This is a genomic window from Methanobrevibacter arboriphilus JCM 13429 = DSM 1125 (assembly GCF_002072215.1).
Classification (GTDB): domain Archaea; phylum Methanobacteriota; class Methanobacteria; order Methanobacteriales; family Methanobacteriaceae; genus Methanobinarius; species Methanobinarius arboriphilicus.
On the sequence record NZ_JXMW01000020.1, the window covers coordinates 1 to 23,178 of the forward strand.

The window sequence follows — 23,178 nt, forward strand, 5'->3', positions numbered from 1 at the left end:
TTCGGATGTTAACTTTGAAAAGCCTGAAAAATTATATTAAAAAATTTAAAAATCAATGCATCACTGACTTAAATGAAAATAAACATATAAATTTCATTATTTATACATTATAATTAATGCTAAAAATCTGTTTAAAAAAAGATCAAGCACAAATAAGCATAAAAAAAAAAGGATTTCTAACAAGTCAAAAATAAATATAAAAATAATAATAAAAATTAAAATATAAATAATAAAATATAAATATGGAGGAAAAAATAAATAAGCCCTCCTAAAAAAAAATGTTTAATTATTGTTTTCTTCTTAAGCTGATTCCAAATATACTTATCAATACTAGTATAATAGCTATTATTGGTATTCCTGTTTTTTTCATAGTAGCTATTGCTACTGGATTATCAGTTGTTTTATTGTCATTGCCATTAGTATTATTAGTGTTGTTGGTGTTATTGTTGTTTTTGGTTTCAAATTCAGCAAATGTTAGATTACTAAAGTAATTTTCATTATCTGATAAAGCTGTAATCTTATGTTTACCAGTTTTAAGTTTAGAATTGGGTATATGGAATATTCCAACTCCATCAGAGTCTGTTATCACAGATCCTATGTATTTACCATCTAATTCAACGTCAACTTTATAATCTGGTATGGTATCACCATCTTCATCAACTACTTTAACAATCAAATCAACAGAACCATCCTTATTTTCATTAACAGTAACATTAACAAAGCTTTCACCTTTTTTAACATCAAAACTAGTGCTGTTAGTAAAACCTAAATATTTAGCATCACCATTGAAATTAAGTACAACTGTAATTTTTCCAATGCTTTTGGGTTTATAAGTTAAATACCAGTAACCATTGAAATTGGTTTTCACTAAATGTTTTTTACCATCAATAGTAATTTCTAATTCACTATCAGCTATTGTATTATCTTCCTCATCGAGAAGAACACCACTTATAACAGTAGTTTTCCCTACTCTAAAGTCAGCTGAAAGGTCAATACTAGAATATGTAGCTAACTTATTAACATTGAAGTTAGTATTATTGGTAAAACTAGTGTAATTTTCATTACCTTCCCAAGTAACATTAATATTAAAGTCACCTGCATGAGTTGGAGTGTAATTAATATTCCAACTACCATTTTCAGCAGTTGTTACATTAAAGTTTTCACCATCAATAATAACAGTAATAGTAGTATTAGCTATTGGATTACCATTTTCATCAGCTAAAACACCATCAATTATTATAGAATCTTCAACCTTAATATTACTAGGAATATTAATAGAAGAATTAACACCATTCTTAGCCACTAAAAAGCTAGTCACATTAGTGAAACTAGTATAATTCTCATTACCAACATAATTAACATTAACAATTATGTTTCCTGTGCGATTAGTTGTGTAATTAAGACTCCAACCACCAGTAGAATTAATAATAATATTATCATAAACATTACCATCAACACTAACAGTCAAAGAATCAGAGCCATTACCAACATAACCAACAAGCTCACCAGAAATAATAGCATTAGTACCAATTTGAACACTAGCTACAATAATACTAGAATTAGTACTATTCCTCAACACTTCAAAACTAGTACTATTAGTAAAACTAGTATAATTATCATTACCAGCATAAGTAACATTAACAGTTATGTTTCCTGTGCGGTTAGTTGTGTAATTAAGACTCCAACCACCAGTAGAATTAATAATAACATTATTATAAACATTACCATCAACACTAACAGTCAAAGAATCAGAGCCATTACCAACATAACCAACAAGCTCACCAGAAATAGTAACATTGTTGCCAATATTCACTGAATCTGGATTAACAACAATACTAGAATTAGTATCATTCAAATTCACAGTAAAACTACTTGCATTAGTAAAACCAGTATAATTCTCATTACCAACATAAGTAACACTAACATTTATGTTTCCAGTACGATTAGTTGTGTAATTAAGACTCCAAACACCCGTAGAATTAATAATAACATCATTATAAACATTACCATCAACACTAACAGTCAAAGAATCAGAACCATTACCAACATAACCCTCAAGCTGACCAGAAATAGTAACATTGTTGCCAATATTTACAGTTTCAGGATTAACAACAATACTAGAATTAGTATCATTCAAATTCACAGTAAAACTACTTGCATTAGTAAAACCAGTATAATTATCATTACCAACATAATTAACACTAACAGTTATGTTTCCTGTGCGATTAGTTGTGTAATTAAGACTCCAACCACCAGTAGAATTAATAGTAACATTATTATAAACATTACCATCAACACTAACAGTCAAAGAATCAGAGCCATTACCAACATAACCAACAAGCTCACCAGTAATATTAGCATTAGTACCAATTTGAACACTAGATACAATAATACTAGAATTAGTACTATTCCTCAACACTTCAAAACTAGTACTATTAGTAAAAGCAGTATAATTCTCATTACCAGCATAATTAACACTAAAAGTTATAGTTCCAGTACGATTAGTTGTATAATTAAAATTCCAACCACCAGTACCATTAACAGAAACATCTGTATAAAGATTACCATCAACAGTAACATTAACACCAGCTATACCAGTAAAATTATCCAACTGACCAGAAATAGTAACATTATTGCCAATACTCACTGGATCATTACTAACAATTATACTAGAATTAGTAGTTAATTGGGCATTAAAAGCTACAGTATCATCTACATTATCTAAAGTAGCAGCTAAAGTTTGAACACCAGCTGTAGCTGTTGCATTATAAACAAAACCATCAACACGACTACTATTAAAATCAGCACCATTAAAAGTTCCATTAACAACAAAATCAGGTAAAAATTCAACACCATCATTACTAAGCGTAGTATTCAAAACTAACAACATAAAACTAACATTATCACCAAAATGAACACCATCCAAACCAGAAGTATTAGTAATATTCAAAATAAAATGATTAAGAGTATCAACACCCAAAATCATACCAGTAATATCATTAACACCCCACCAATTACGATCAAAACTACTATTATCATTATGACCAGTAATATTAACACCAAAACTTGCCAATATACGATTATACTCAACAGTAACATTAACCAATGAACCAACACTTAAACCAGTAAAATTCAAACCAGCATTAGTAGCAAAAATAGTATTACCACGAATAATAAAATCAGTCACATTAGTAACACCAATCCTAGTATAGAAATAAAAACCATCACCATTATTAGCATTAATAGTATTATTCAAGAAATTAACACTCTTAATATTACCCTCATACAAAGAAACATAAACACCACCTGATGTTCCTGTGATGTTGTTGTTGGCAAAGGTTATATTGGCGTTGTTGCTGTATGTATCCAGAGAAACACCATCGTATATTCCTGTGATGTTGTTGTTGGCAAAGGTTATATTGGTGTTTTTGCCGCTGGATGCACGCAGATAAACAGCAGAGGCGGATTTTCCTGTGATGTTGTTGTTGGCAAAGGTTATATTGGTGTTGTTGCTGCCGGATGCATACAGAACAACACCATCGTATGTTCCTGTGATGTTGTTGTTGGCAAAGGTTATACTGATGTTGTTGCTGCTTTCTGCAGGCATAGCAAGACCCATACCCATGCTGTATGTTCCTGTGATGTTGTTGTTGGCAAAGGTTATATTGGCGTTGTTGCTGCTGGATACAGACAGAACAACACCATCGTATGTTCCTGTGATGTTGTTGTTGGCAAAGGTTATATTGGTGTTGTTGCTGCTGTATGCATACAGATCAACACCAGGGCCGGATGTTCCTGTGATGTTGTTGTTTTCAAAAACCAAATTAGCAGACGAAACAGGACCACTAGAGCTACCATTACCTAAGTATACACCAGAAGAACCACCAGTTATATTATTACCACTAAATAAAACATCAAAAACAGTCTTATCATCAGATTTACCGAAAAAAGAAACAGCACCACGATAATCAGCAGATATACTGGATTTAATAATATTATCCTTAATAACAACACCTGTTATAGGATTAGCACTACCACTACTACTTAAATTAATACTAACACCAGAAGTAGTAATATTATTATCACTAACAGTCAAATCACTACAATTAGATTTTATAGCTGTAGCATAACCACTAATAGTTAAATTAATAATCTTTACATTAGTAGCATTAATATTAAACAAAGTACCACTAGATGTTGTGAATTTAGCACCACCACGACTTTTACCAACAATAGTAGCATTACGACTAATATTAAGCTGACCCCAATCAAAATAATCACCATCATCAAAACTAATCACCAAATCATTATCATTATCATTATTAATAACACTTTGAAACTGTTCAGTAGTATTAACTGTAGTAAAATTATGATTAGCTGCACTAGCACTAGATAAAGCTAAAAAGATAAATAAAACACACATAACAAAAATAATTGGCTTAAAAAGTCTATTTATTGTAAACATTTTCGTTTTTTCACCTCCTGATCCAATCAATCAGTAATATAAAAAAATACTAGCACAATGAGAACACTCACTACACTACAATAATATAATATAAAAAAACTACTATAAAAAACTTCCTACCCAAAAACAAAAAACAACCCAAACGTCATTAAAAGAATAAAAAAATTAAAAACTAAAAAATAATAAACAAAACAATAAGAACCCATATGAACGAATAAACACAGCAAAAAGAAAAAAACAATAGCTATCCCCCCCCCAGCTTTAAATTAAAATTAAAGGAATATTAAAAATAATTAAAAAAAAATAAAATAAAAATAAGAAATATAAAAATAAAAAAATAGGCTTTGTAGAAATCCTTTTAATATCAATATAATTATAAAAAAGATTATGATTAAAAATCTTTTATTTTGAAATTAAAGAATTATTTTAACAATTTAATTTCACAAATTAAAAATTTCAAGTGTAAAAAATAAGGATTTCTACAAAGCCAATTTTTATAATTTTTATAATTTTGAAATATCATAACTTCATAATAATTTTTATAATTTTGGAATATTATAAATTCATATTTTTATAATTAATATTTATAATATATTTATAATTAATAATAATACTAAAACTAATATTAATTTTATATTATAAAAGCTATACATATATTCACTTTTTTATTCAAATGTTATTATTTTTATATTGAAAATCAATAAATCTATAAAAAAATGTAAATTTATATTTTATATCAAGATTAATTGAAAAAAGTATAAATATACTAAAATATAAAAATCAAATTTTAGATTATGATCATTGAAAAAAGGAGAGAAAAAATGAGCCAGAAGATTAAAATTGGAATTGTTGGTTATGGTAATTTAGGAAAAGGTGTTGAACTATCAATTAATCAAAATGAAGATATGGAACTTATAGCTATATTTACAAGAAGAGATCCAGATAGCTTAAACAATCCATTAATGAGAAATATTAAAGATATTGCAGATTATAAAGACAAAATTGATGTAATGATATTGTGTGGAGGTTCAGCTACAGATTTACCTGAGCAAACCCCAGAGATAGCTAAAATGTTCAATACTGTAGATAGCTTTGATACTCATGCAAATATCCCTATACACTATGATAATGTTGATAAAGTAGGAAAAGAAAAAGGAACATTAAATTTAATATCTAGTGGTTGGGATCCAGGTTTATTCTCAATGCAAAGAATACTTGGAGAGTCCATACTTCCAGTTGGAAATACATACACTTTTTGGGGAGAAGGAGTAAGTCAAGGCCATTCTGATGCAATAAGAAGAATTGATGGTGTTTTAGATGGAAAACAATACACAGTTCCAATAGAAAAAGCTTTGGAGAAAGTTAGATCAGGGAAAAATCCAGAGTTTACTACAAGAGAAAAGCATCTTAGAGTATGTTATGTAGTTGCTAAAGAAGGAGAAGATTTAGAAAGAATTGAAAATGAAATAAAAACAATGCCTAATTATTTTGATGAATATGATACAGAAGTAAATTTCATAACTAAAGAAGAGTTAGAAAACAATCATAATGGTATGCCACATGGAGGATATGTTCTAAGAACTGGACAGTCCGAAACAGGGTCTAAACAAAGAATAGAATTTGTCTTAGAACTTGAAAGTAATCCTGAATTTACAGCTAGTGTTCTTGTAGCTTATGCAAGAGCTGTGAAAAAAATGCACAGTAATGGTGAAGATGGTTGTATAACTGTTTTTGATGTTCCATTAGGAATGCTTTCACCAAAATCCCCTAGTGAATTAAGAAAAGAAATATTATAAATTTTTATTAAGTATGTGTAAATAGAAAACTTATAAATTATATGTTTAAATAATAATATATCTAGTAATAATATACCTAGTAATAATATATATACTAATAATATACCTATTGCACATACTTTTAATATAATCTATTTTACTATACTAATCTATTTTACTAATATTAATTTATTCTAATACTCTTTATTCCAATACTTATTTTAATTTTATATACTTATTTTAATTTATATCTATTTTATTATATGAATATTATATTATTATTTTACTATAGGTTTATCTTATCATATACTTACTTTACTATTTTTTATAAATTATTATACAAATCAAAAATTATATTTAATATTATTAACATATATTAAAACAAGTAATAATGTTATAAATAAAAATAATGATTTTATTTAAAAACATTATGAAAATACAATTAACAAAAAATAGGTGATTACATGGTAAAATGGGGCGCTGTAATAATAGGGTTTATATTAGCAGTCATAGTAAAATCTTTAGCTTTAGGTTGGGGATTAGAAACAATTGGACTTTTAATTATTGGTTTTATTGTAGGATACATTGCTAAAGAAGGAACTTTCGGAGGAATGGTTAATGCTGCAGTAGCAGGATCATTAGGAACTATTATTGCTGCAATATTATTTACAATAATAGGTTTATTTGGAGGATTAGCTGGTTTTGTAGTTTTTGGATTTGCAGGATTAATAGCTGTTATAGTAAATTTAATCTACTATGCAATATTAATGGGAATAACTGGAGCTATCGGTGGATCAGTTGCAGGAGATGGATAGAGCAAACAAAAAATAGCTAAAGAATATGAAAAATGAGATAAAAACGAAACTCAAATATAAAAATAAAAAATTAATATAGTTTAATAAGAGTAATATAAATAATAAAAAATATTAATTAATATAATGAAAATTATAATAAAAATATAATAAAAATTAACAAAGTATTCATTTTTCTTTTTTTTATTTATTTTCTCTTTTTATTCATTTTTATTTTTCATTCTTTTTATTTTTCTTTTTTCTACCTTTTCCAATTGATTCTTTTTTTACTTTTTCCTCAATAGCTTTTTTTCTGCTTTCACTAAAATAAAAGCCAGTGAAACCACAAAAAGCACCTATAACTAAAAAAGAGATTAATATTAAAAAAGTAATATTTTCTCCAGTAATAGGGCCAAGGCGTTGAAAAAAGACAGTTGCTATAAACAAAGGTAAAGTACCTAATGCCCCTAAAACTATTGCCTGAATTCTATTTTGAGAGCCATAGCCAATATACAAAAGCCCTGCTGATGAAAAGATTAATAATGGATCTAATTCATATTCTACAGATAAAACAACTATAAACGCAAACAATGCTGCTCCAATAAGAAAAGATTTAAAACTTATATTCCTATATACATCTTCAAGTTCCATTTACTCACCCACACATAATTAATAGTCAAATTTAATTATCATTTAATTAGCTTATTCATATTAAATAATTATTATTAAATAATGATTTAATAAATACTGATTTAATAAATATTAATTTAATATTTATTTATTATAATAATTTCTATTTAATTTTAAGTATTTAAAATAGAAATAATAATCTAAAATAATAATCTAAGTCTTAAAAAATTAATAATAATAAAAGAACTATATTAAAGGTTAAAAAAGTCAAATATATTCAGATTATAAATAAATTTTAAGAATAATATAAGAATAATATAAAAATTGGAAATAAGTAAACATTATTAAAATAAAAAAAAATGTAAACACAATAAAAAAAAATGAATTAAAAATATTAAATATTTTAAAAATACTATTATTAAAAATTGGATTAAGGATACTAAGATATTTTATAAATATCTCTAATTGTTTATTTTTAAGTAATTTTAGTTTAAGTAATTATTTTTTCAATTCCGCCTTCTTTAATAGCGGTTTTAATTTCGCGAGCTACTCTTCTACCCATACTCATTGGTTCACCATAATTAAGATAGCTATAAGAAGACCCATTCATAAATGTGTTAGTTCCCCCATCAGTTCTTGCACTAATCTCAAATACAATTACTTCTAAATCATCATTAACAAGAGTTTGCATACAAAAAGGACCATTCATTCCAGGAGATACTAATTTTGAAGCAGCTTTCACTAATTTATCTCCGATTTCAAATACTTGTGGAAGGAGAGACTCTCTCATAACTACTGGATGATTACCAGTTATAACATAAGAAGGATCAAGACTAACATCAAGCTGATCTTTAGCTGGCATCCTAACTAAACCATCAATACTTGACTCATAACGACTATCAATACCCATAAGTTCAACTTCATCTTTAAGAGCTGAATAGAAGTAGTGAATACAATAATTACACCCAGTTACATATTCTTCAATGTGAGCATTTTCCACATCTTCTTCATCAAGCCAATTTCTTGATTTCATGTTTTCTATTTTTTTATCGAATTCTTCAGGAGAAGAAGCTACAAAATATCCTCGTCCACCACGTGCTCCAGGGAATTTGACCATAACAGTTCTATCAATATCACTTGGACTATTATATTTATAAGGTATTCTTATATCATTTTCCACTAAAAGTTGTCTTTCTAAATTTCTTTCAGCTTCCCACCTTAAAATATCCCTATTTCCAAACATAGGTACATTAAAATCATCTTCAACCCTATCAAGACCTGCATATGCAACAAAAGATCCATGAGGAACAACAATAGAGTTCATATCTCTCAATTTTTGTTGAACATCTTCATTTACAATATCTTTAAATTTATCAACTATAATATATTCATCAGCTACATCAAATCGTCTGTAAGGTATATCACGTCCTTTTTCACAAACAATCGCAGTTCTAAAACCTTCTTCTTTAGCTCCATTCAAGATATGGAGAGAAGTATGACTTCCTAATGTTGCAATTGTTATATTTTCTTTATCGTACTTGTCTAAGATATCTAAAATTTCTTGTTTTTCTATTTTTCCCATGATTTTTTCTCCTTATAACCAAATGCATATTCAATTCAAAAATGATATTATATACCAATCTATCTATACTATTGATACAATCTCAAATAAATAAAATCACAATAATATTATTTTAGGGAGGTTTAAAACCAACCATATATAATTATTAATAATGATAATTCTAGTATTCTATTAGAATTTTATAGTTTATAAGAGTATCGATAAGAACTTGAGAATATTACAAATAGAGAGATAGATAGCATCATAGAAGTAAAGTAAAACTAGCGAATATTACTCGAGTAATAAGACATATATAATATGTTAAATCAATGAAATAACAAAAAGAGCCATTAAAAAAAGATTATCGAAAATCAAAAAGATTAGCAAAAAACTAAAAAAATAATTAAAAAGTAATAAAAAATATTTAATATTTAATGATTAATTAATTAAAAACCAAAAAATAGTAATAATAATAAAAAAATGAAATTTAAAAAATGAAATAAAGCATAAATAATAAGATTATTCTATGCTTTTAATTTATTATCTCGAAGATAAACATACCAGTATAAAACACCAACAAAAATAGCCCCACCAATTATATTACCAATCGTAACTGGAACCAGATTATTAACTATAAATTGATACCAAGTAACTTTACCCAAGATAATACCAATAGGAATGAAAAACATATTTGCAACACTATGTTCAAACCCAAGAGCTGCAAATGCCATTATAGGAAACCAAATGCCAAAAATTTTTCCTATAATATCATCAGAAGCAAGAGCTAAGTAAACAGCTAAACAAACTAGCCAATTACAAGCAATACCTCTTAAAAATGCTTGATCCCAAGTTATAGACACTATAGCTTTTCCCGAAGCAATAAATTCTACCCCACCTAATGATTTAGTTTGAGCAATTGTTAATGCATTCGTCATATAAGGTTCTGCTGTTAAAATACCTGTCAGATATCCAAAAACATAAGCTACAAAAATAGCACCTATAAAATTAAAAACCCAACTAATAATCCAATTTTTAGTTAAGCCAGAAAAGGTAGACTTTCCTGATAATACTCCAACAGTCATATACATAACATTACCTGTGAAAAGTTCAGAACCTGCTATAATAACAAACATTAAGCCAACTGGAAATACAGCTCCAAAAAATAGTTTTATCAATCCTGGTGGAAATCCAGCTGCTGACATACCCCCAGTAACAATTTCTGCCAACATACCTCCAAAAGCAATGTAAGCACCAGCAAGAAAACTTAAAATAATAACATTACTTAATGGAGATTTCTCTTTTAGCTCTGCAATACCTTCAATAACTTTAGCAGTGTCAACAGGACTTTTGAAAGATGAACTCATAATATCCTCCTTTAGATGAAATAATCTATAAAGTAATTTAATATACTATTATTTAATCTACTTTATCTTTAAACATACTATCATAAATAATTATTTAATATTCAACTTAAAACATAGAATATAAAAGAATATAACAATATTTTATAACAATATTTTTTATTATAAAATATAATTCATTATAATGATTAAATAATTGATTAAACATACTTTAAAATTATAAATAAAGAATATAATAAACTAAATCTTAATAAACCAAACTAAATCTTGATAAACCAAATTTATAAATATTATTCAAAATAATATAAATAATAAAACTAAAAATAAATTATAAAAAAATAAATTATGAAAAATTTGTATTTATAAAAAATTTGTATAAATATATCTATAAAAAAAATTAGGTATAAAAATAGTTAAAAATAGTTATAAAAAATAAAAATACTTAATAAATATAATTTATACAACCTAATAAACAATCTATAAAAAAATAAATTTAAAAGATAATATGATAATTGGATTGATCTCAGACACCCATATTCCAGACAGAGCAGATAAAATTCCTATAACAGTATTAGAAGCATTTAAAAATGTGGATCTTATAATACACGCAGGAGACTTAACTTCAATTAGAGTGAAAAAAGAATTAGAAAAAATTGCTCCAGTGTTGGCAGTTCAAGGAAATATGGATAGATATAACAACTTAGAGCTCCCTAAAAGCATAAAAAAGAACATTGAAGGAATTCAGATTGGAGTTAAACATGGAGAAGTTTATCCAAAAGGAGATACACAGCAATTATATTACATAGCTAAAGAATTAGATGTGGATGTATTAATAAGTGGACACACACATCAAGCATCTATAGAAAGAATTGATGAAATACTACTTTTAAATCCAGGGAGTCCAACTGCACCAAGACTAACTGATCCAACAGTAATGCTAATGAAAATTGAAAATGCAGAAATTGATGTGGAAATAAAAAAAATTGGAAAGCCAGTTTGCTCTGCACTAAATTTTGAAAAAAAATAAAAGGAACGATAAAATGGGAAGTAAATGGCAAGTAGAAAAAAAGAAGGACCCATACTATAAAAGAGCCAAAGGAGAAGATTATAGATCTCGTGCATCTTTTAAATTATTACAATTAGATAAAAAATATAAAATAATTAAAAAAGGCAGTGCTGTTTTAGATTTAGGTGCAACACCAGGTGGTTGGTCACAAGTAGCTCTTGAAAAAGTAGGTGAAGAGGGTATAGTATTAGGTGTAGATTTACAAAAAATTAAACCATTTCCTGAAAAAAATTTTCATTTTATAAGAGGAGACTTCACAAAAAAAGAAGTTCAAGAAAAAATGATTGATATTATGGATGGAAAAGCAGATGTAATAATTTCAGATGCATCACCCTCACTTAGTGGTATAAAAGATGTAGACCACCTCCGTTCGATTGATTTAGCTAATTCAGTTATTGGTATAGCAGATAATATCCTTGAAAAAAATGGAAATATACTTATCAAAGTATTCCAAGGTGAAGAATTCAAAAATCTAATTGAAGAGCTTCGAAAAAAGTTTAAAGTCTTAAAAACAACCAAACCTTCTTCTTCACGGAAAAAAAGTTCTGAAATGTATGTAATTGGATTAAAATATAAACAGTGATGAAATACAAGTAATTAAAATAATTAAATAATTAAAATAATTAAAATAAAAATAATTAAAATAAAAGTAATCAAAATGAAAATAATCAAAATAAAATAGTCAATATAAAAAAATAAGTATAACAAACTAATTAAGCAATGGAAAAATAAAAAATGGAAAAATAAAATAAAAGACAAATATTATTAAACTATCTTAAGATATCCATTACTTGGTTCAAAAATTACTCCCTTATGTTTTAGCTGTTTTATAAATTCTTCTACTTTTTCTTCACTTAGACCATACTGATCAACAAGATTTGATGTTAAAACATTAATTGGGGCCTGATCACCATATTCTTCTTGAAGTTCCTTAATCTCATCAACAACTCTTTGAAGTTTATCTCTTTCTGATTTAGGAGTTCTACCTTCAACCATATCAACATCAATTTTACCAGTTTCAGGATCATAACCCACTTCTTTTAAACAAGCCATTTGTAATGCAATAGCTCTTTTAGCATCTTCTTCTTCAACAAAATCTTTAAGCTTAATTTTTGCACTTGCTTCTGCTAAACGAATAATAGCCTCTAATTGTCTAGCTGTTATTGGAACTGGAGCATCTTCATCTATAGCACCACTTCTCATATTAACATAAAAGTCTTCAAGAACTTTATTAGATTCATCGGTGAGTTTTGGTTTAATATTCTTTCTAGCATAAGCTATATACTTTCTAAGAAGTTCAGGCTCGATTTCATAATAAACAGAATCTTCTTGATGTATTTTAAGAATGTGTTGAGCTAATTCCCTATCATTTTCAACATTTGGCTTATCTTCAACAACAAATGTTAAATCAAACCTTGAAAGAATAGGAGATGGCAAATCAATTTGTTCAGCAAGTGATTTATACCTATCAAACCTTCCAAATTTAGGATTAGCTGCTGCAAGAACAGAACATCTTGAGTTTAAAGTTGCCATTATACCTGCCTTAGCTATACTTATTGTTTGCTGTTCAAGAGCCTCGTGAAGTGCAGATCTATCTTCTGACCTCATTTTATCAAGTTCATCAACACAAACATTTCCTTTATCTCCTAAAACAAGAGCCCCAGCTTCAAGAGACCATCCACCTAATTCATCTCTTACAGCTGCAGCAGTTAAACCCGCACCTGTTGTACCCTTACCACTTGTATAAATACTTCTTGGTGCAAGCTTTGAAACATATTTTAACATTTGAGACTTACCTATACCCGGATCTCCAACAATTAAAATATGAATATCCCCCCTTAATCTTGTTTTATCTTCAAGCTCTTTAGCTGCACCACCAAATAATTGAAGAGCAATAGCTTCTTTAACTTGCCTATAACCCTTAATAGAAGGAGCTGTAGACTTAATTATTTTTTCATGGATATTCGAATCTTTCGAAAGTTCAATGATTTTTTCTTCATCTTCTTCACTAATTTCAAGCTCTTCAAATTCTTCTTCTTGAGGTTTAATAAAGTTAGCATAAATATAATTTTTAAATTTGCCACTTCTCTCTTCTCTAAAAGTTTTAAGAGTTCCAGTAATAATAACTTTATCACCAGGATTTAAAACATCCACCAAATCATCTTCAAGAATAATTAAAATTTGTTTAGGTTCAGTTCCTCCAGAAAGATTCTCTAATGGCTCCTGAACTCTAGCTGTTTGAGTATCTATATATTTTGATTCTTCTTGTAAAAGTCTAAATGACCTTCCCCCACATTCAGTACAAAGTGAAGGCTCAACAATTGTGTTAGTATTAGCTTGTTCAACTTCATGAAGCCTCATACACCCTCTGCATTCAAAAACACCTGTCTCAATTCTTGGACGAATTTCATCAGTTTTACGAACTATGCCTTCAACAGAAACAAATTTACCAATATATTTACTTAACAAATGTTTAAGCTGAATTAAATTAGTTAGATTTTCTAATCTAATGTTTAAATCAGCGTCTTTCATTAATGGATCGATGTTTTTTACAGCTTTAGCTGAAGCAAGTAGAACATCATCAGGCTTTTCTATTAAAAGATCGGCTAAATCTGGATCAAACATCTCTAAATCGATATAATCGACTATTAAAGATCTATTATCAGGATACTTCTCTAAAACTTTAAAAACATCATCTTTATATTTTGTAGAAAAAAATTCTTCAAATTTAGTAATTGAAGTTTTTGATTTATCAGTTGAACTCATTATAATTAAATTGATTTTTATCTTAAATAAATATTCAGTTTTTTATTGTTTTAAATTTTTATTATTAATAGAATATCTAATAATGATAATAATATTTCAAAAGCATATTAATACCAAAAGTTATTTAATATATGAAGTGAACAAATTATATAATAATACTATAAATAACTATAAAAATATAGACATATTTATTCATAACAAAGATGAAGAAATATGTAAACTAGTTTTTAATAAAAATTTAAGCAAAATTATATTTTTTAATTTAACAATATTTTTTAATTTAACAATATTATATTTTACATCAAGTTTGAGGCAATAGCAATGAAAAAATCACGATTAAATTTGTTTAAATCAACTTCAATGTTAATCTCTGTGTTAGGAGTTTTAATGATAGTTTCTACTATTATTATTGCAGCATATATTGGTTTTAGCATAATATCTTCAGAAATTACCTCTGGAGTTTCATCTGGTTCACAATATGAAGAACTAGCTAGTTTAAAAGCAAATTATACTGAATTAGAATCAAAATTCAATTCAACAAAACAAGTGATATTTGCAGGATCTGACAATACAAAAGAACAAGCATATATAGATGCAGAGTTAGAACTAATAAGAGCAAATTCTGCCATTAGCGATGTTGAAAGTGCATTAAAGGCTGGAAAGTCTTCAAATGATGTAGATGCTAGGATAAAAATAGCTAAAGAAAAAATGACAATAGCTAATCAGGCTTATAATAATCTATAAATTTTCAAAATTAATTTTTTAAGTTTAAAATAGAATTAGTAAAAAAGTAGATTAGTAAAAAGTTAGTTAAATTATTGTTAGTTAAAAAAATTAGTTACGTCATTATTAATATTTATAATGGATTATGAAAAATTATATAAAAAATAAAAAATATAATTATAACAATTATAAACAATATTTAAATTGAATAATTATTATTTTTATTTATCAACCCAATAATTAATTTTTATTATAATTTACATTAAAATATTGCATTGAATTATATTTAATTGGATTATTATTAATACAATTATATTTAATTATTATAAATAATTATATAAATTCAATAAAATTGTATAGATTTAATGCAATCATATTGTAATACAATTCTAAATAATTTATAATTACTAAATATAAAGAGAGAAGGTATCATGGAAAAATATGAAGATTTATTAAATAGAGCTATAGATCAGCTCCCGCCAGAAGTTTTTGAAACAAAAAGATTTAGTGTTCCAAAAGCATATTCTGTTATACAAGGAAATAGAACTTTCATTCAAAATTTTAAAGATATTGCTGAAGCTTTAAATAGAGACCCACAACATTTGTTGAAGTTTTTACTTAGAGAATTAGGTACAGCTGGAAATTTAGAAGGTGGAAGAGCTATATTACAAGGTAAATTCACACATTTCTTAATAAATGAAAGAATAGACGAATATATTGAAAGATTTGTAATGTGCCATGAATGTAATAGGCCAGATACAAAAATTATAAGAGAAGATAGAATATTTATTCTTAAATGTGCAGCTTGCGGTGCTAAAGCTCCATTAAAAACATTATAAGGATAAAAATAATAATATAGCTGAATAATAACAATATAGATAAAATTAACTATATTTTATTATTTATTAATTTTATATTATAATATTTATATTTTACATAATTTACATAATAATTTATACTTTATATCTAATTCTAATTTTTCCTTAATTTAAGTTTATTATTCAGATTATAGATTAATTTGATTAACATGGCTAATTTATAATCATAATTAAAAATATTATAATATAAAATAATTATAAAAGGAAATAATTATAATATTATAACTATAATATGTAATTATAATATGATAATTTATATAAAATAAGATAATTCTAATAAAATAATTCTGATATAATAATTCTAATAAAATAATTATAATATAATATTATAGTAATTATATTAAAAATAATTATATGTACACTAATTATATGTAGATAATTATGTTGAACCTAATAATGAATATTTATTAATAAATATATAAATAAATATGTAATTATGTAATAATATAAATAATATATATTAATAAATATTTATACTATTTATTAAAAGGTTTTAGTATGTTTTGTCCTGAATGTGGTAATACAAAAAGTCCAATAATTGAAGGAATATGTCAAAACTGTTTTTTAAAAAAAATTTCAATATTAGAAATTCCTGAAAACATTGAAGTTGTTGTTTGCGCTCATTGTAATGCAAAATTTGAAGAAGGCAAATGGAAAGAATCAGAAATTCCAGAAGAAGAGATAATTTACAGAGCTTTAGAAAGATCAATCAATGTAGATCCTCATATAAGTCAGGACAAATTAGAAATTGAACTTGAAATTATACAAATGAGAGGAACAATAGCTGAATGTTACATTGAAGCTGAAGCTGAAATATTTGGAGAAACTATAAAACAATCCTTTGAAAGTGAAGTGAGATTATTAAGAAATGTTTGTCCCAATTGTAGTAAGCAACAATCAGGATATTATGAATCAGTTGTTCAATTTAGAGCTGATAACCGTGAATTAACACAATACGAAATGGATAAAGCTGATAAAATCATTGATAAAACTTTAAATAATAGATTTTATAAAGACAAATTAGCATATTTAGTTCAAAAAACAAAATTAAAAGAAGGATATGATTATTACATTGGTTCCTATAAATCTGGAAAGAAAATAGCTGATGCCATAAAAGAAGAGTTTGGAGGAATAATAAATGAGTCTCCAAGACTTATTAGTCAAGATAAATCAACAGGAAAAGGTTTATATAGAATATGGATTTTAATTCGTCTTCCTAAATTTAAAAAAGGAGATTTCATAAAATATAATGATAAATATTGGGAAATTATAAATATTGATGGTAAAAGAATTCTTATTCAAGATTTAGATACATTTGAGAAAATACCTTTACAATGGAAAGAATATGAAAATATTGAGTATATTAAAGAAGAAAAAAGTATTCAAACAACTACATTAATATCAAAATCCCCTTTAAACATGCAAATTTTAGATCCAGATGATTATACAGTAGTGGATATCCCTATAATTAATGAATATTTTAATGAAGTTAATATTGGAGATGAAGTAAAGATTATAAAAATTGAAAATCAGTTGTATCTTCTCCAAACTGAAAAATAATATTAGTTATACAATAAATACAAATATACATATATAATATAATGATATGTATATATCTTATTTTTAATATAATACTTATTTAATTAATTATTATTTTATAAAATTATAATAATAATTTATACAATTATAATTATAGATTAAAAATAATATATAAAAATAGTATAGATAAAAATAGATAAAAATGTAGTTATAAAAATAAATAATTATAAACAATACTCTGAAAATAATTTAACTTTAAATTTAAATTTATACAAAATTAAAAATAATCAAACTTAACAAGTGATTAAATGGATATCGATGAAAAAATAGACCTAATAAAAAAAGGAACACTAGAAATAATTAATCTTGAAGAGTTAAAAGAAAAACTTGAGAAAAATAGTCCAATTGCATATACTGGTTATGAACCTTCTGGAAAAATTCATTTAGGCCATGCTATTACTGTAATAAAATTAAAACAATTGCAAGAATTAGGGTTTAAAATAAAAATCCTTTTAGCAGACTACCATGCATACTTAAATGGAAAAGGTACTATTGAAGAAATAGAAAAAACAGCTAAGTATAATGAAAAGTGTTTTAAAGCATTGGGATTAAGTGAAGATACTGAATTTGTTTTAGGTTCAAGTTTCCAAACAAAACCAGAATATACTGATAAGATTTATAATTTAGCTACCCTTACAACATTAGTAAGAGCAAAAAGAAGTATGGATAAAGTAAGTAGAAATAGTGAAAATCCAAAAGTTGCAGATGCTATGTATCCATTAATGCAAGTAGCTGATATGGTTGCTTTAGATGTTGATGTTGCATTAGGTGGAATGGAACAAAGAAAGATACAAATGTTAGCTAGAGAGAACCTTCCAAAAATAAATAAAGCTCCTCCAGTATGTATACACACACCTCTTCTTCATGGTTTAGATGGTGATGAAAAAATGTCAAGTAGTAAAGGTAATTTCATAGCTATTGATGATAGTGAATCAGAAATAAGGAAAAAAATAAATAAAAGCTTTTGTCCAATAAAAGAAATCGAAGGAAACCCAATCATCGAACTAGCTACACACTTTATTTTTACAAGCCAGGAAAAAATACTTATTGAAAGACCTGAAAAATTTGGTGGAAATTTGAACTTGACAGAAAAAGAATTAGTTGATATATATACTGCTGGTGAACTTCATCCTATGGATTTAAAAAATGCTGTTAGTTCATTCTTAATAAGTTATTTAGCTAGTGTTCGGGAATACATGGAAAATAATTGAAGTTTTCTTTAATTATTTTAATAGAAAAAAATTTTTTAGATTAGAAAGTCTTTTAAAAATCTTATTTTATAAAATTTTATAATAATATTATAATAAATATAAATTCATGAAAAAAATAAAAATATATTAAAAATAAGATTATATTAAAAATAAAATTATATTAAAAATAAAAATATATTTAAAAAAATAAAATTATTAACTTATAAAAATACATAAGGGATTATTATGGATTATGAAATGAAATTACCAAATGGTGTTGGAGAACAAGTACTTGCACATACAGTTGAAAAATTCGAAGTAAAACTAAAACACACCGATTATGGACCTGTATTAGTTGGAACAGCTGATGAACTAGAAAATGCAAAAGACTTTATTGTAGAATCAATTAATAAAAGATTAAATGAATTATCTAATAAAAAAGAGGATAATGAAACTGAAAAATAATAATGAAGTAAAATAATTCCTAATAAGTCCTTTAATCTTATTACTTAAAATTATTATAATAATATCAAATATATCTGATTATATTTTAATAAAGTCATATATAAATTTTAATAATGATAAATATAATAGTTTTAAAGATTTAGTCAATTCCACTAATACAAATTCCAAGAAAAGGAGCAACTGACTTTTTAATATCTGATTGAACTTTATTAGGACCATTATTTGCATTTATAATTTTGAAATTGTCATTATCATTAGCTAAATCTAAATATTTATTTTTAACATTAGATAAAAAAGATTTTTTTTCAAATTCATCTTCACCAGAACATCTCTCAATAGCTAACTCAACATCTATATCTAAGAGAAGAACTAGATCTGGCTCTTTTGCATATTTATTTATTTCAGAAATCCAATTTGATGGTTCTTGATATGCTAAACTTGAATAAAAAGACCTATCACTAATTATAACTTTATTACAATATTCTTCATTAGCTATCTTATCCATTAATAAGATACGATCAGCTGCAAACAACAAACCAAGAGTTTTTTGAATATTTTCTTTTGTAGCATTTGGTTCCCTTAGCATTTCTCTAATTAATTTCCCAATAGCAGAATCTGTAGGCTCAACAATTGCTTCTACTTCAATTCCAGAATCTTCTAACCATTTTTTAAGAGCATTAATTTGAGTAGTTTTTCCAGCTCCATCAATACCTTCTAAAACTATATACATAAAGATAGATTATGTCTTTAAGTTTATATATATTTATATATTTGATTATAATTCTATATTTAATTATAGAATCAAAAATGATTAGAACTTTTTAAGAATTTCACCATAAACTTCTTTCATTTTACCTTCTGAATTTTCATAAATTCTTTTTAAAATAAATTCAGGAGTACTTCTAGCTAAACAATTCATTTTAGGAGTTCTATCGACTATCAGATTATAACTTTCATCAAGTCCTTTAGCTTCTATACCATCAACTCTAACATCTGCATAAGTCATCAATTCCTTAGCCATATGAGTTACTATTATCGCATAAGAGTTAGAATCTTTAATCATCTCTATAAAACTTGAAATAATTTTAACCGCAGCTTCTAATTCAGTTATTCCCTCAAGTTCATCAAGAAGAACTAATTTTTCACTATCAGTAGTTACAATTGGCATGAAAACATTTAAAAATGATTCAAATGCACCTGCATCTAAAGATCTCTTTTTTGAAAAATGATAAATTTCATCAAGCAATTTAACTTCTGCATTTTTTGCACATACTGGAAGGCCCATTTGAGCCATAATAGAAATTTGAGCGATAGTTTCAAGTAAAGTAGTTTTTCCACCACTATTAGCTCCTGTAAGAAGAGCTACATTATCATTATCTCCTAAATTATAATCGATTCTTTGAATATAGTCTCCATTTTCAAGACCTAGCTCTAAATGTAAAGCTTCTTCAAGTTTAAAATCATTCCCTAATGTAGCGGGCATCAAATCATACTCATAAGCAAAACTGCCCAATGTAAACTCATAATCAAATTCTAAAGTTTCCTTGACTTCCTCTATTGCTTGGATCTTTATACTAGCTAAATAATTAGCTGCAGTAATTTTTTTATCAAACAAGTCATTTTCTTTTTCTGAATTTTGCATAAGTTTTATCCTTTCTAACTCATTTTCATCAAGCTCAAGAGGATATTGTCTTAAAAAAGGATCAAAATCAATGCCAGTTTCTGTTTTAATATTTTGTTTACCTTTAGTTATAATATCATCAAATATTTTCTCAATTTTAGGAGGCATCGCATTATTTAAAAGATCTAATACCTCATCACCCTCAAGATCAATTTCTTTAATTGAAAGTCTAAGTTCTTCATCCAGTATAACTTTAACAGAATTCACAACTTTATCAATATCAACATCTCTTTTTTTAAGAGAGTTAACTTCATCCAAAATAGGACTTATATCTTCAAGAATTGTCTTTTCATTGAGAATTTTTCTAATTTCACTTACCCTATTAAAAAGATCTATATTTTTATTAAAATAATCAAGAATTAGTTCTGGAACAATTTCATGTTCAGGAGCTTCTTTACTAATCATAATCGAATTGTTCATTTCACTAACTTCAATAAAACCTTCACTATATACATAAAATATTAGTTCATAGCTACGAATTTCTTCTTCAAGCATAGATGATGAAGAAGCATTAATTATAGGATAATACTGATTAAACCCTAAATCCATTAAATAATCATTATCCTCATCACTTTCCACAAGAATAGCTTTACTCGGATCATAATCTGGTCGAACTTCTTTTGGAATATCCAAATTCTTCATTAATCCTCTAAGTTTTATAATAGGCAATTTTGAAACTTTTTCTTTTGCATTCATTGCAAAATCAACATTATTTTCAATTAAAGATTTATCTTTAGAAGGAGATAATAAGAGAATTCTATTTTCTGAATATTTAGTGTTAGAATAAGATATGATTTTTTGAATTATTTCTTCATACAATTGAACTGCACGTTCACTTTTTAAAAATTCTTGTGTGGGATTTCCAAGTAATTGATTCATTATTTCAATTGCCTTTCTTTGACTTATACCTTCAATATTTATTAAACTTTCCAAATCAAGATTTTTTACAATTTTCTGTAATTCATCCTCTCCTCCAACTGATTTATATATTTTTTCAACTAATTTATCCCCAACACCATTGACATTATGTAAATCCGCTTTTTGAACTCCATTTTTACAACTGTTTTTACAGCTACTTTTATGACTGTTTTTATGATCGTTTTCACTCATTTAAATCCCCATAAATCCTTTTAAAATAATTAAGAACTATAAAAATTATAAAAATTATAAAATAATATAAAATAACATTAAATACTGCAAAATGTTATAGAATATTAAAATTATAAAAAATATAATTGATTAAATCTTTTTATACTTTGATAAATTTATATAATTAAGTTTAACCTATAGCATTTGAAAAGTAATATTTTATAAAACTTTAATATATTTATAAAAATTTAATATATTTATGAAATTTCAATATAAACAATAATATTATTAGGGTGCTAGATTTTTTTCTAGAATTGAGGGCTTCATTAGCCTTATTTTCATTATTTTTATGTTGGATTATTTTTTGTTTTTAAAAGTACATTTTTTATGAGTTTTATTTTATTTTTTAGGGTCTTTTAAATCGATAAATATAAATATTGGTATTAACAAAGTTTTATTGATGATAAAAATGAAAATACCAATTATTTATGATGAAAAAGACCCTAAATGGATATTGTTGTTGAATATATTTAAAATTATCGATTCTAGGAAAATTCATCAGGAATTCACTCGAAATGGAATTAAACCTGTTAAAAAAGGTGTTGTTAATTTTAAAATAGTTTTAATGAGTATGTTTTTCGCATCAGATATTTCATACGTTGTTAGTGAGCTTAAAAGAAGCCATGAGTTGAGAAAGTCTTTAGGATTTAATCAAGTTCCAGAATCAAATCAAATATATGAATTTTTGGCAAGATTTAATCAAAAGAAAATACTTGAATTCGTGATTAAAACATTAAATAAGGAATTTAAACCAATTAAAAGAGGAAAACGCACAGTTTTAATTGATGGAACCGATATACAGGTTGATATGAACTGGAACAAGCAAAATTACACTAAAAAATTTCTCGAGAAAAAAGGGCTTTATTGGGCCAAATCAGCTTCAAAAGGGTTTTATATAGGGTTTAAATTAACTTTAGCACTTGATTATCACACTGGACAACCATTGACCATGTTAATACATAAAGGATCTAAGCATGACTCTGAATTATTCCCTGAAATAATGGAAAAACTAAGAAAAAGAAGAATAATAAGAAACAAAGACATTATAATAGCAGATAAAGGATATATAAGTTTTAAT

At 26.0% G+C, this 23,178-nt stretch carries 17 protein-coding genes; 10 read left to right on the plus strand and 7 right to left on the minus strand.

The annotated features are described in order from the left end of the window. Positions 1-286: 286 nt before the first annotated feature. Entirely contained in the window at positions 287-4,465 is a 4,179-nt protein-coding gene (locus tag MBBAR_RS07945) for a beta strand repeat-containing protein (protein WP_080460759.1), read from the minus strand. Positions 4,466-5,286: 821 nt separating this feature from the next. On the opposite strand from MBBAR_RS07945, the gene MBBAR_RS07950 reads away from it, so the two are divergent. Then, complete coding sequence (locus MBBAR_RS07950; protein WP_080460760.1) at positions 5,287-6,261, plus strand: diaminopimelate dehydrogenase; 975 nt, start codon at positions 5,287-5,289, stop codon at positions 6,259-6,261. Positions 6,262-6,704: 443 nt separating this feature from the next. Next, entirely contained in the window at positions 6,705-7,055 is a 351-nt protein-coding gene (locus MBBAR_RS07955; protein WP_080460761.1) for a DUF5518 domain-containing protein, read from the plus strand. A gap of 207 nt (positions 7,056-7,262) precedes the next feature. On the opposite strand, the gene MBBAR_RS07960 is transcribed toward MBBAR_RS07955, so the two are convergent. The 3 genes from MBBAR_RS07960 to MBBAR_RS07970 form a co-directional block, all read right to left on the minus strand. Next, entirely contained in the window at positions 7,263-7,682 is a 420-nt protein-coding gene (locus MBBAR_RS07960; RefSeq protein WP_080460762.1) for a hypothetical protein, read from the minus strand. A 469-nt stretch (positions 7,683-8,151) separates the two neighbouring features. Further along, positions 8,152-9,243 carry a formate--phosphoribosylaminoimidazolecarboxamide ligase gene (locus tag MBBAR_RS07965; RefSeq protein WP_080460763.1) on the minus strand — a complete coding sequence of 364 codons (1,092 nt, stop codon included), beginning with the start codon at positions 9,241-9,243 and terminating at the stop codon, positions 8,152-8,154. A gap of 503 nt (positions 9,244-9,746) precedes the next feature. Further along, positions 9,747-10,586 carry a formate/nitrite transporter family protein gene (locus tag MBBAR_RS07970; RefSeq protein WP_080460764.1) on the minus strand — a complete coding sequence of 280 codons (840 nt, stop codon included), beginning with the start codon at positions 10,584-10,586 and terminating at the stop codon, positions 9,747-9,749. Between the two features lie 502 nt (positions 10,587-11,088). Here MBBAR_RS07970 and MBBAR_RS07975 point away from each other — a divergent pair. Together MBBAR_RS07975 and MBBAR_RS07980 are read left to right on the plus strand one after the other, a co-directional pair. Then, positions 11,089-11,610: a metallophosphoesterase gene (locus MBBAR_RS07975; RefSeq protein ID WP_080460765.1), complete on the plus strand. Its 522-nt coding sequence runs from the start codon at positions 11,089-11,091 to the stop codon at positions 11,608-11,610. A 13-nt stretch (positions 11,611-11,623) separates the two neighbouring features. After that, the gene (locus MBBAR_RS07980) at positions 11,624-12,232 is read left to right on the plus strand and encodes an RlmE family RNA methyltransferase (protein ID WP_080460813.1); all 609 of its coding nucleotides are present in this window, start codon (positions 11,624-11,626) and stop codon (positions 12,230-12,232) included. A gap of 182 nt (positions 12,233-12,414) precedes the next feature. On the opposite strand, the gene mcm is transcribed toward MBBAR_RS07980, so the two are convergent. Continuing rightward, positions 12,415-14,415 carry a minichromosome maintenance protein MCM gene (gene mcm, locus MBBAR_RS07985; protein WP_080460766.1) on the minus strand — a complete coding sequence of 667 codons (2,001 nt, stop codon included), beginning with the start codon at positions 14,413-14,415 and terminating at the stop codon, positions 12,415-12,417. Between the two features lie 321 nt (positions 14,416-14,736). Between mcm and MBBAR_RS07990 the strand changes: the two genes are divergently transcribed. From MBBAR_RS07990 to MBBAR_RS08010, 5 genes are all read left to right on the plus strand, one after another. After that, positions 14,737-15,159, plus strand: coding sequence for a hypothetical protein (locus MBBAR_RS07990; protein ID WP_080460768.1), 423 nt, complete (start codon positions 14,737-14,739; stop codon positions 15,157-15,159). Positions 15,160-15,569: 410 nt separating this feature from the next. Then, positions 15,570-15,977: a translation initiation factor IF-2 subunit beta gene (locus MBBAR_RS07995; RefSeq protein WP_042701925.1), complete on the plus strand. Its 408-nt coding sequence runs from the start codon at positions 15,570-15,572 to the stop codon at positions 15,975-15,977. Between the two features lie 537 nt (positions 15,978-16,514). Then, positions 16,515-17,576, plus strand: a complete 1,062-nt coding sequence (locus MBBAR_RS08000) for a 60S ribosomal export protein NMD3 (RefSeq protein WP_080460770.1) — start codon at positions 16,515-16,517, stop codon at positions 17,574-17,576. A gap of 287 nt (positions 17,577-17,863) precedes the next feature. Then, positions 17,864-18,826: a tyrosine--tRNA ligase gene (locus MBBAR_RS08005; protein WP_080460773.1), complete on the plus strand. Its 963-nt coding sequence runs from the start codon at positions 17,864-17,866 to the stop codon at positions 18,824-18,826. A gap of 225 nt (positions 18,827-19,051) precedes the next feature. Next, positions 19,052-19,270, plus strand: coding sequence for a hypothetical protein (locus MBBAR_RS08010; protein WP_080460774.1), 219 nt, complete (start codon positions 19,052-19,054; stop codon positions 19,268-19,270). A 139-nt stretch (positions 19,271-19,409) separates the two neighbouring features. Here MBBAR_RS08010 and tmk read toward each other — a convergent pair whose 3' ends face one another. Continuing rightward, positions 19,410-20,000, minus strand: coding sequence for a dTMP kinase (tmk, locus tag MBBAR_RS08015; protein WP_080460799.1), 591 nt, complete (start codon positions 19,998-20,000; stop codon positions 19,410-19,412). Positions 20,001-20,081: 81 nt separating this feature from the next. After that, a complete protein-coding gene (locus MBBAR_RS08020) occupies positions 20,082-22,061 on the minus strand; it encodes a MutS-related protein (protein WP_080460810.1) in 1,980 nt (659 codons plus the stop codon). 448 nt (positions 22,062-22,509) lie between these two features. Here MBBAR_RS08020 and MBBAR_RS08025 point away from each other — a divergent pair. Next, the coding region (locus tag MBBAR_RS08025; protein WP_158082562.1) for a transposase at positions 22,510-23,178 on the plus strand (669 nt) is incomplete at its 3' end.

What these genes read in the sequence shown, in the direction of transcription:
- MBBAR_RS07945 (WP_080460759.1), bottom strand. Translation starts at nt 4,465, where the DNA reads ATGTTTACAATAAATAGACTTTTTAAGCCAATTATTTTTGTTATGTGT.
- MBBAR_RS07950 (WP_080460760.1), top strand. Translation starts at nt 5,287, where the DNA reads ATGAGCCAGAAGATTAAAATTGGAATTGTTGGTTATGGTAATTTAGGA.
- MBBAR_RS07955 (WP_080460761.1), top strand. Translation starts at nt 6,705, where the DNA reads ATGGTAAAATGGGGCGCTGTAATAATAGGGTTTATATTAGCAGTCATA.
- MBBAR_RS07960 (WP_080460762.1), bottom strand. Translation starts at nt 7,682, where the DNA reads ATGGAACTTGAAGATGTATATAGGAATATAAGTTTTAAATCTTTTCTT.
- MBBAR_RS07965 (WP_080460763.1), bottom strand. Translation starts at nt 9,243, where the DNA reads ATGGGAAAAATAGAAAAACAAGAAATTTTAGATATCTTAGACAAGTAC.
- MBBAR_RS07970 (WP_080460764.1), bottom strand. Translation starts at nt 10,586, where the DNA reads ATGAGTTCATCTTTCAAAAGTCCTGTTGACACTGCTAAAGTTATTGAA.
- MBBAR_RS07975 (WP_080460765.1), top strand. Translation starts at nt 11,089, where the DNA reads ATGATAATTGGATTGATCTCAGACACCCATATTCCAGACAGAGCAGAT.
- MBBAR_RS07980 (WP_080460813.1), top strand. Translation starts at nt 11,624, where the DNA reads ATGGGAAGTAAATGGCAAGTAGAAAAAAAGAAGGACCCATACTATAAA.
- mcm (WP_080460766.1), bottom strand. Translation starts at nt 14,415, where the DNA reads ATGAGTTCAACTGATAAATCAAAAACTTCAATTACTAAATTTGAAGAA.
- MBBAR_RS07990 (WP_080460768.1), top strand. Translation starts at nt 14,737, where the DNA reads ATGAAAAAATCACGATTAAATTTGTTTAAATCAACTTCAATGTTAATC.
- MBBAR_RS07995 (WP_042701925.1), top strand. Translation starts at nt 15,570, where the DNA reads ATGGAAAAATATGAAGATTTATTAAATAGAGCTATAGATCAGCTCCCG.
- MBBAR_RS08000 (WP_080460770.1), top strand. Translation starts at nt 16,515, where the DNA reads ATGTTTTGTCCTGAATGTGGTAATACAAAAAGTCCAATAATTGAAGGA.
- MBBAR_RS08005 (WP_080460773.1), top strand. Translation starts at nt 17,864, where the DNA reads ATGGATATCGATGAAAAAATAGACCTAATAAAAAAAGGAACACTAGAA.
- MBBAR_RS08010 (WP_080460774.1), top strand. Translation starts at nt 19,052, where the DNA reads ATGGATTATGAAATGAAATTACCAAATGGTGTTGGAGAACAAGTACTT.
- tmk (WP_080460799.1), bottom strand. Translation starts at nt 20,000, where the DNA reads ATGTATATAGTTTTAGAAGGTATTGATGGAGCTGGAAAAACTACTCAA.
- MBBAR_RS08020 (WP_080460810.1), bottom strand. Translation starts at nt 22,061, where the DNA reads ATGAGTGAAAACGATCATAAAAACAGTCATAAAAGTAGCTGTAAAAAC.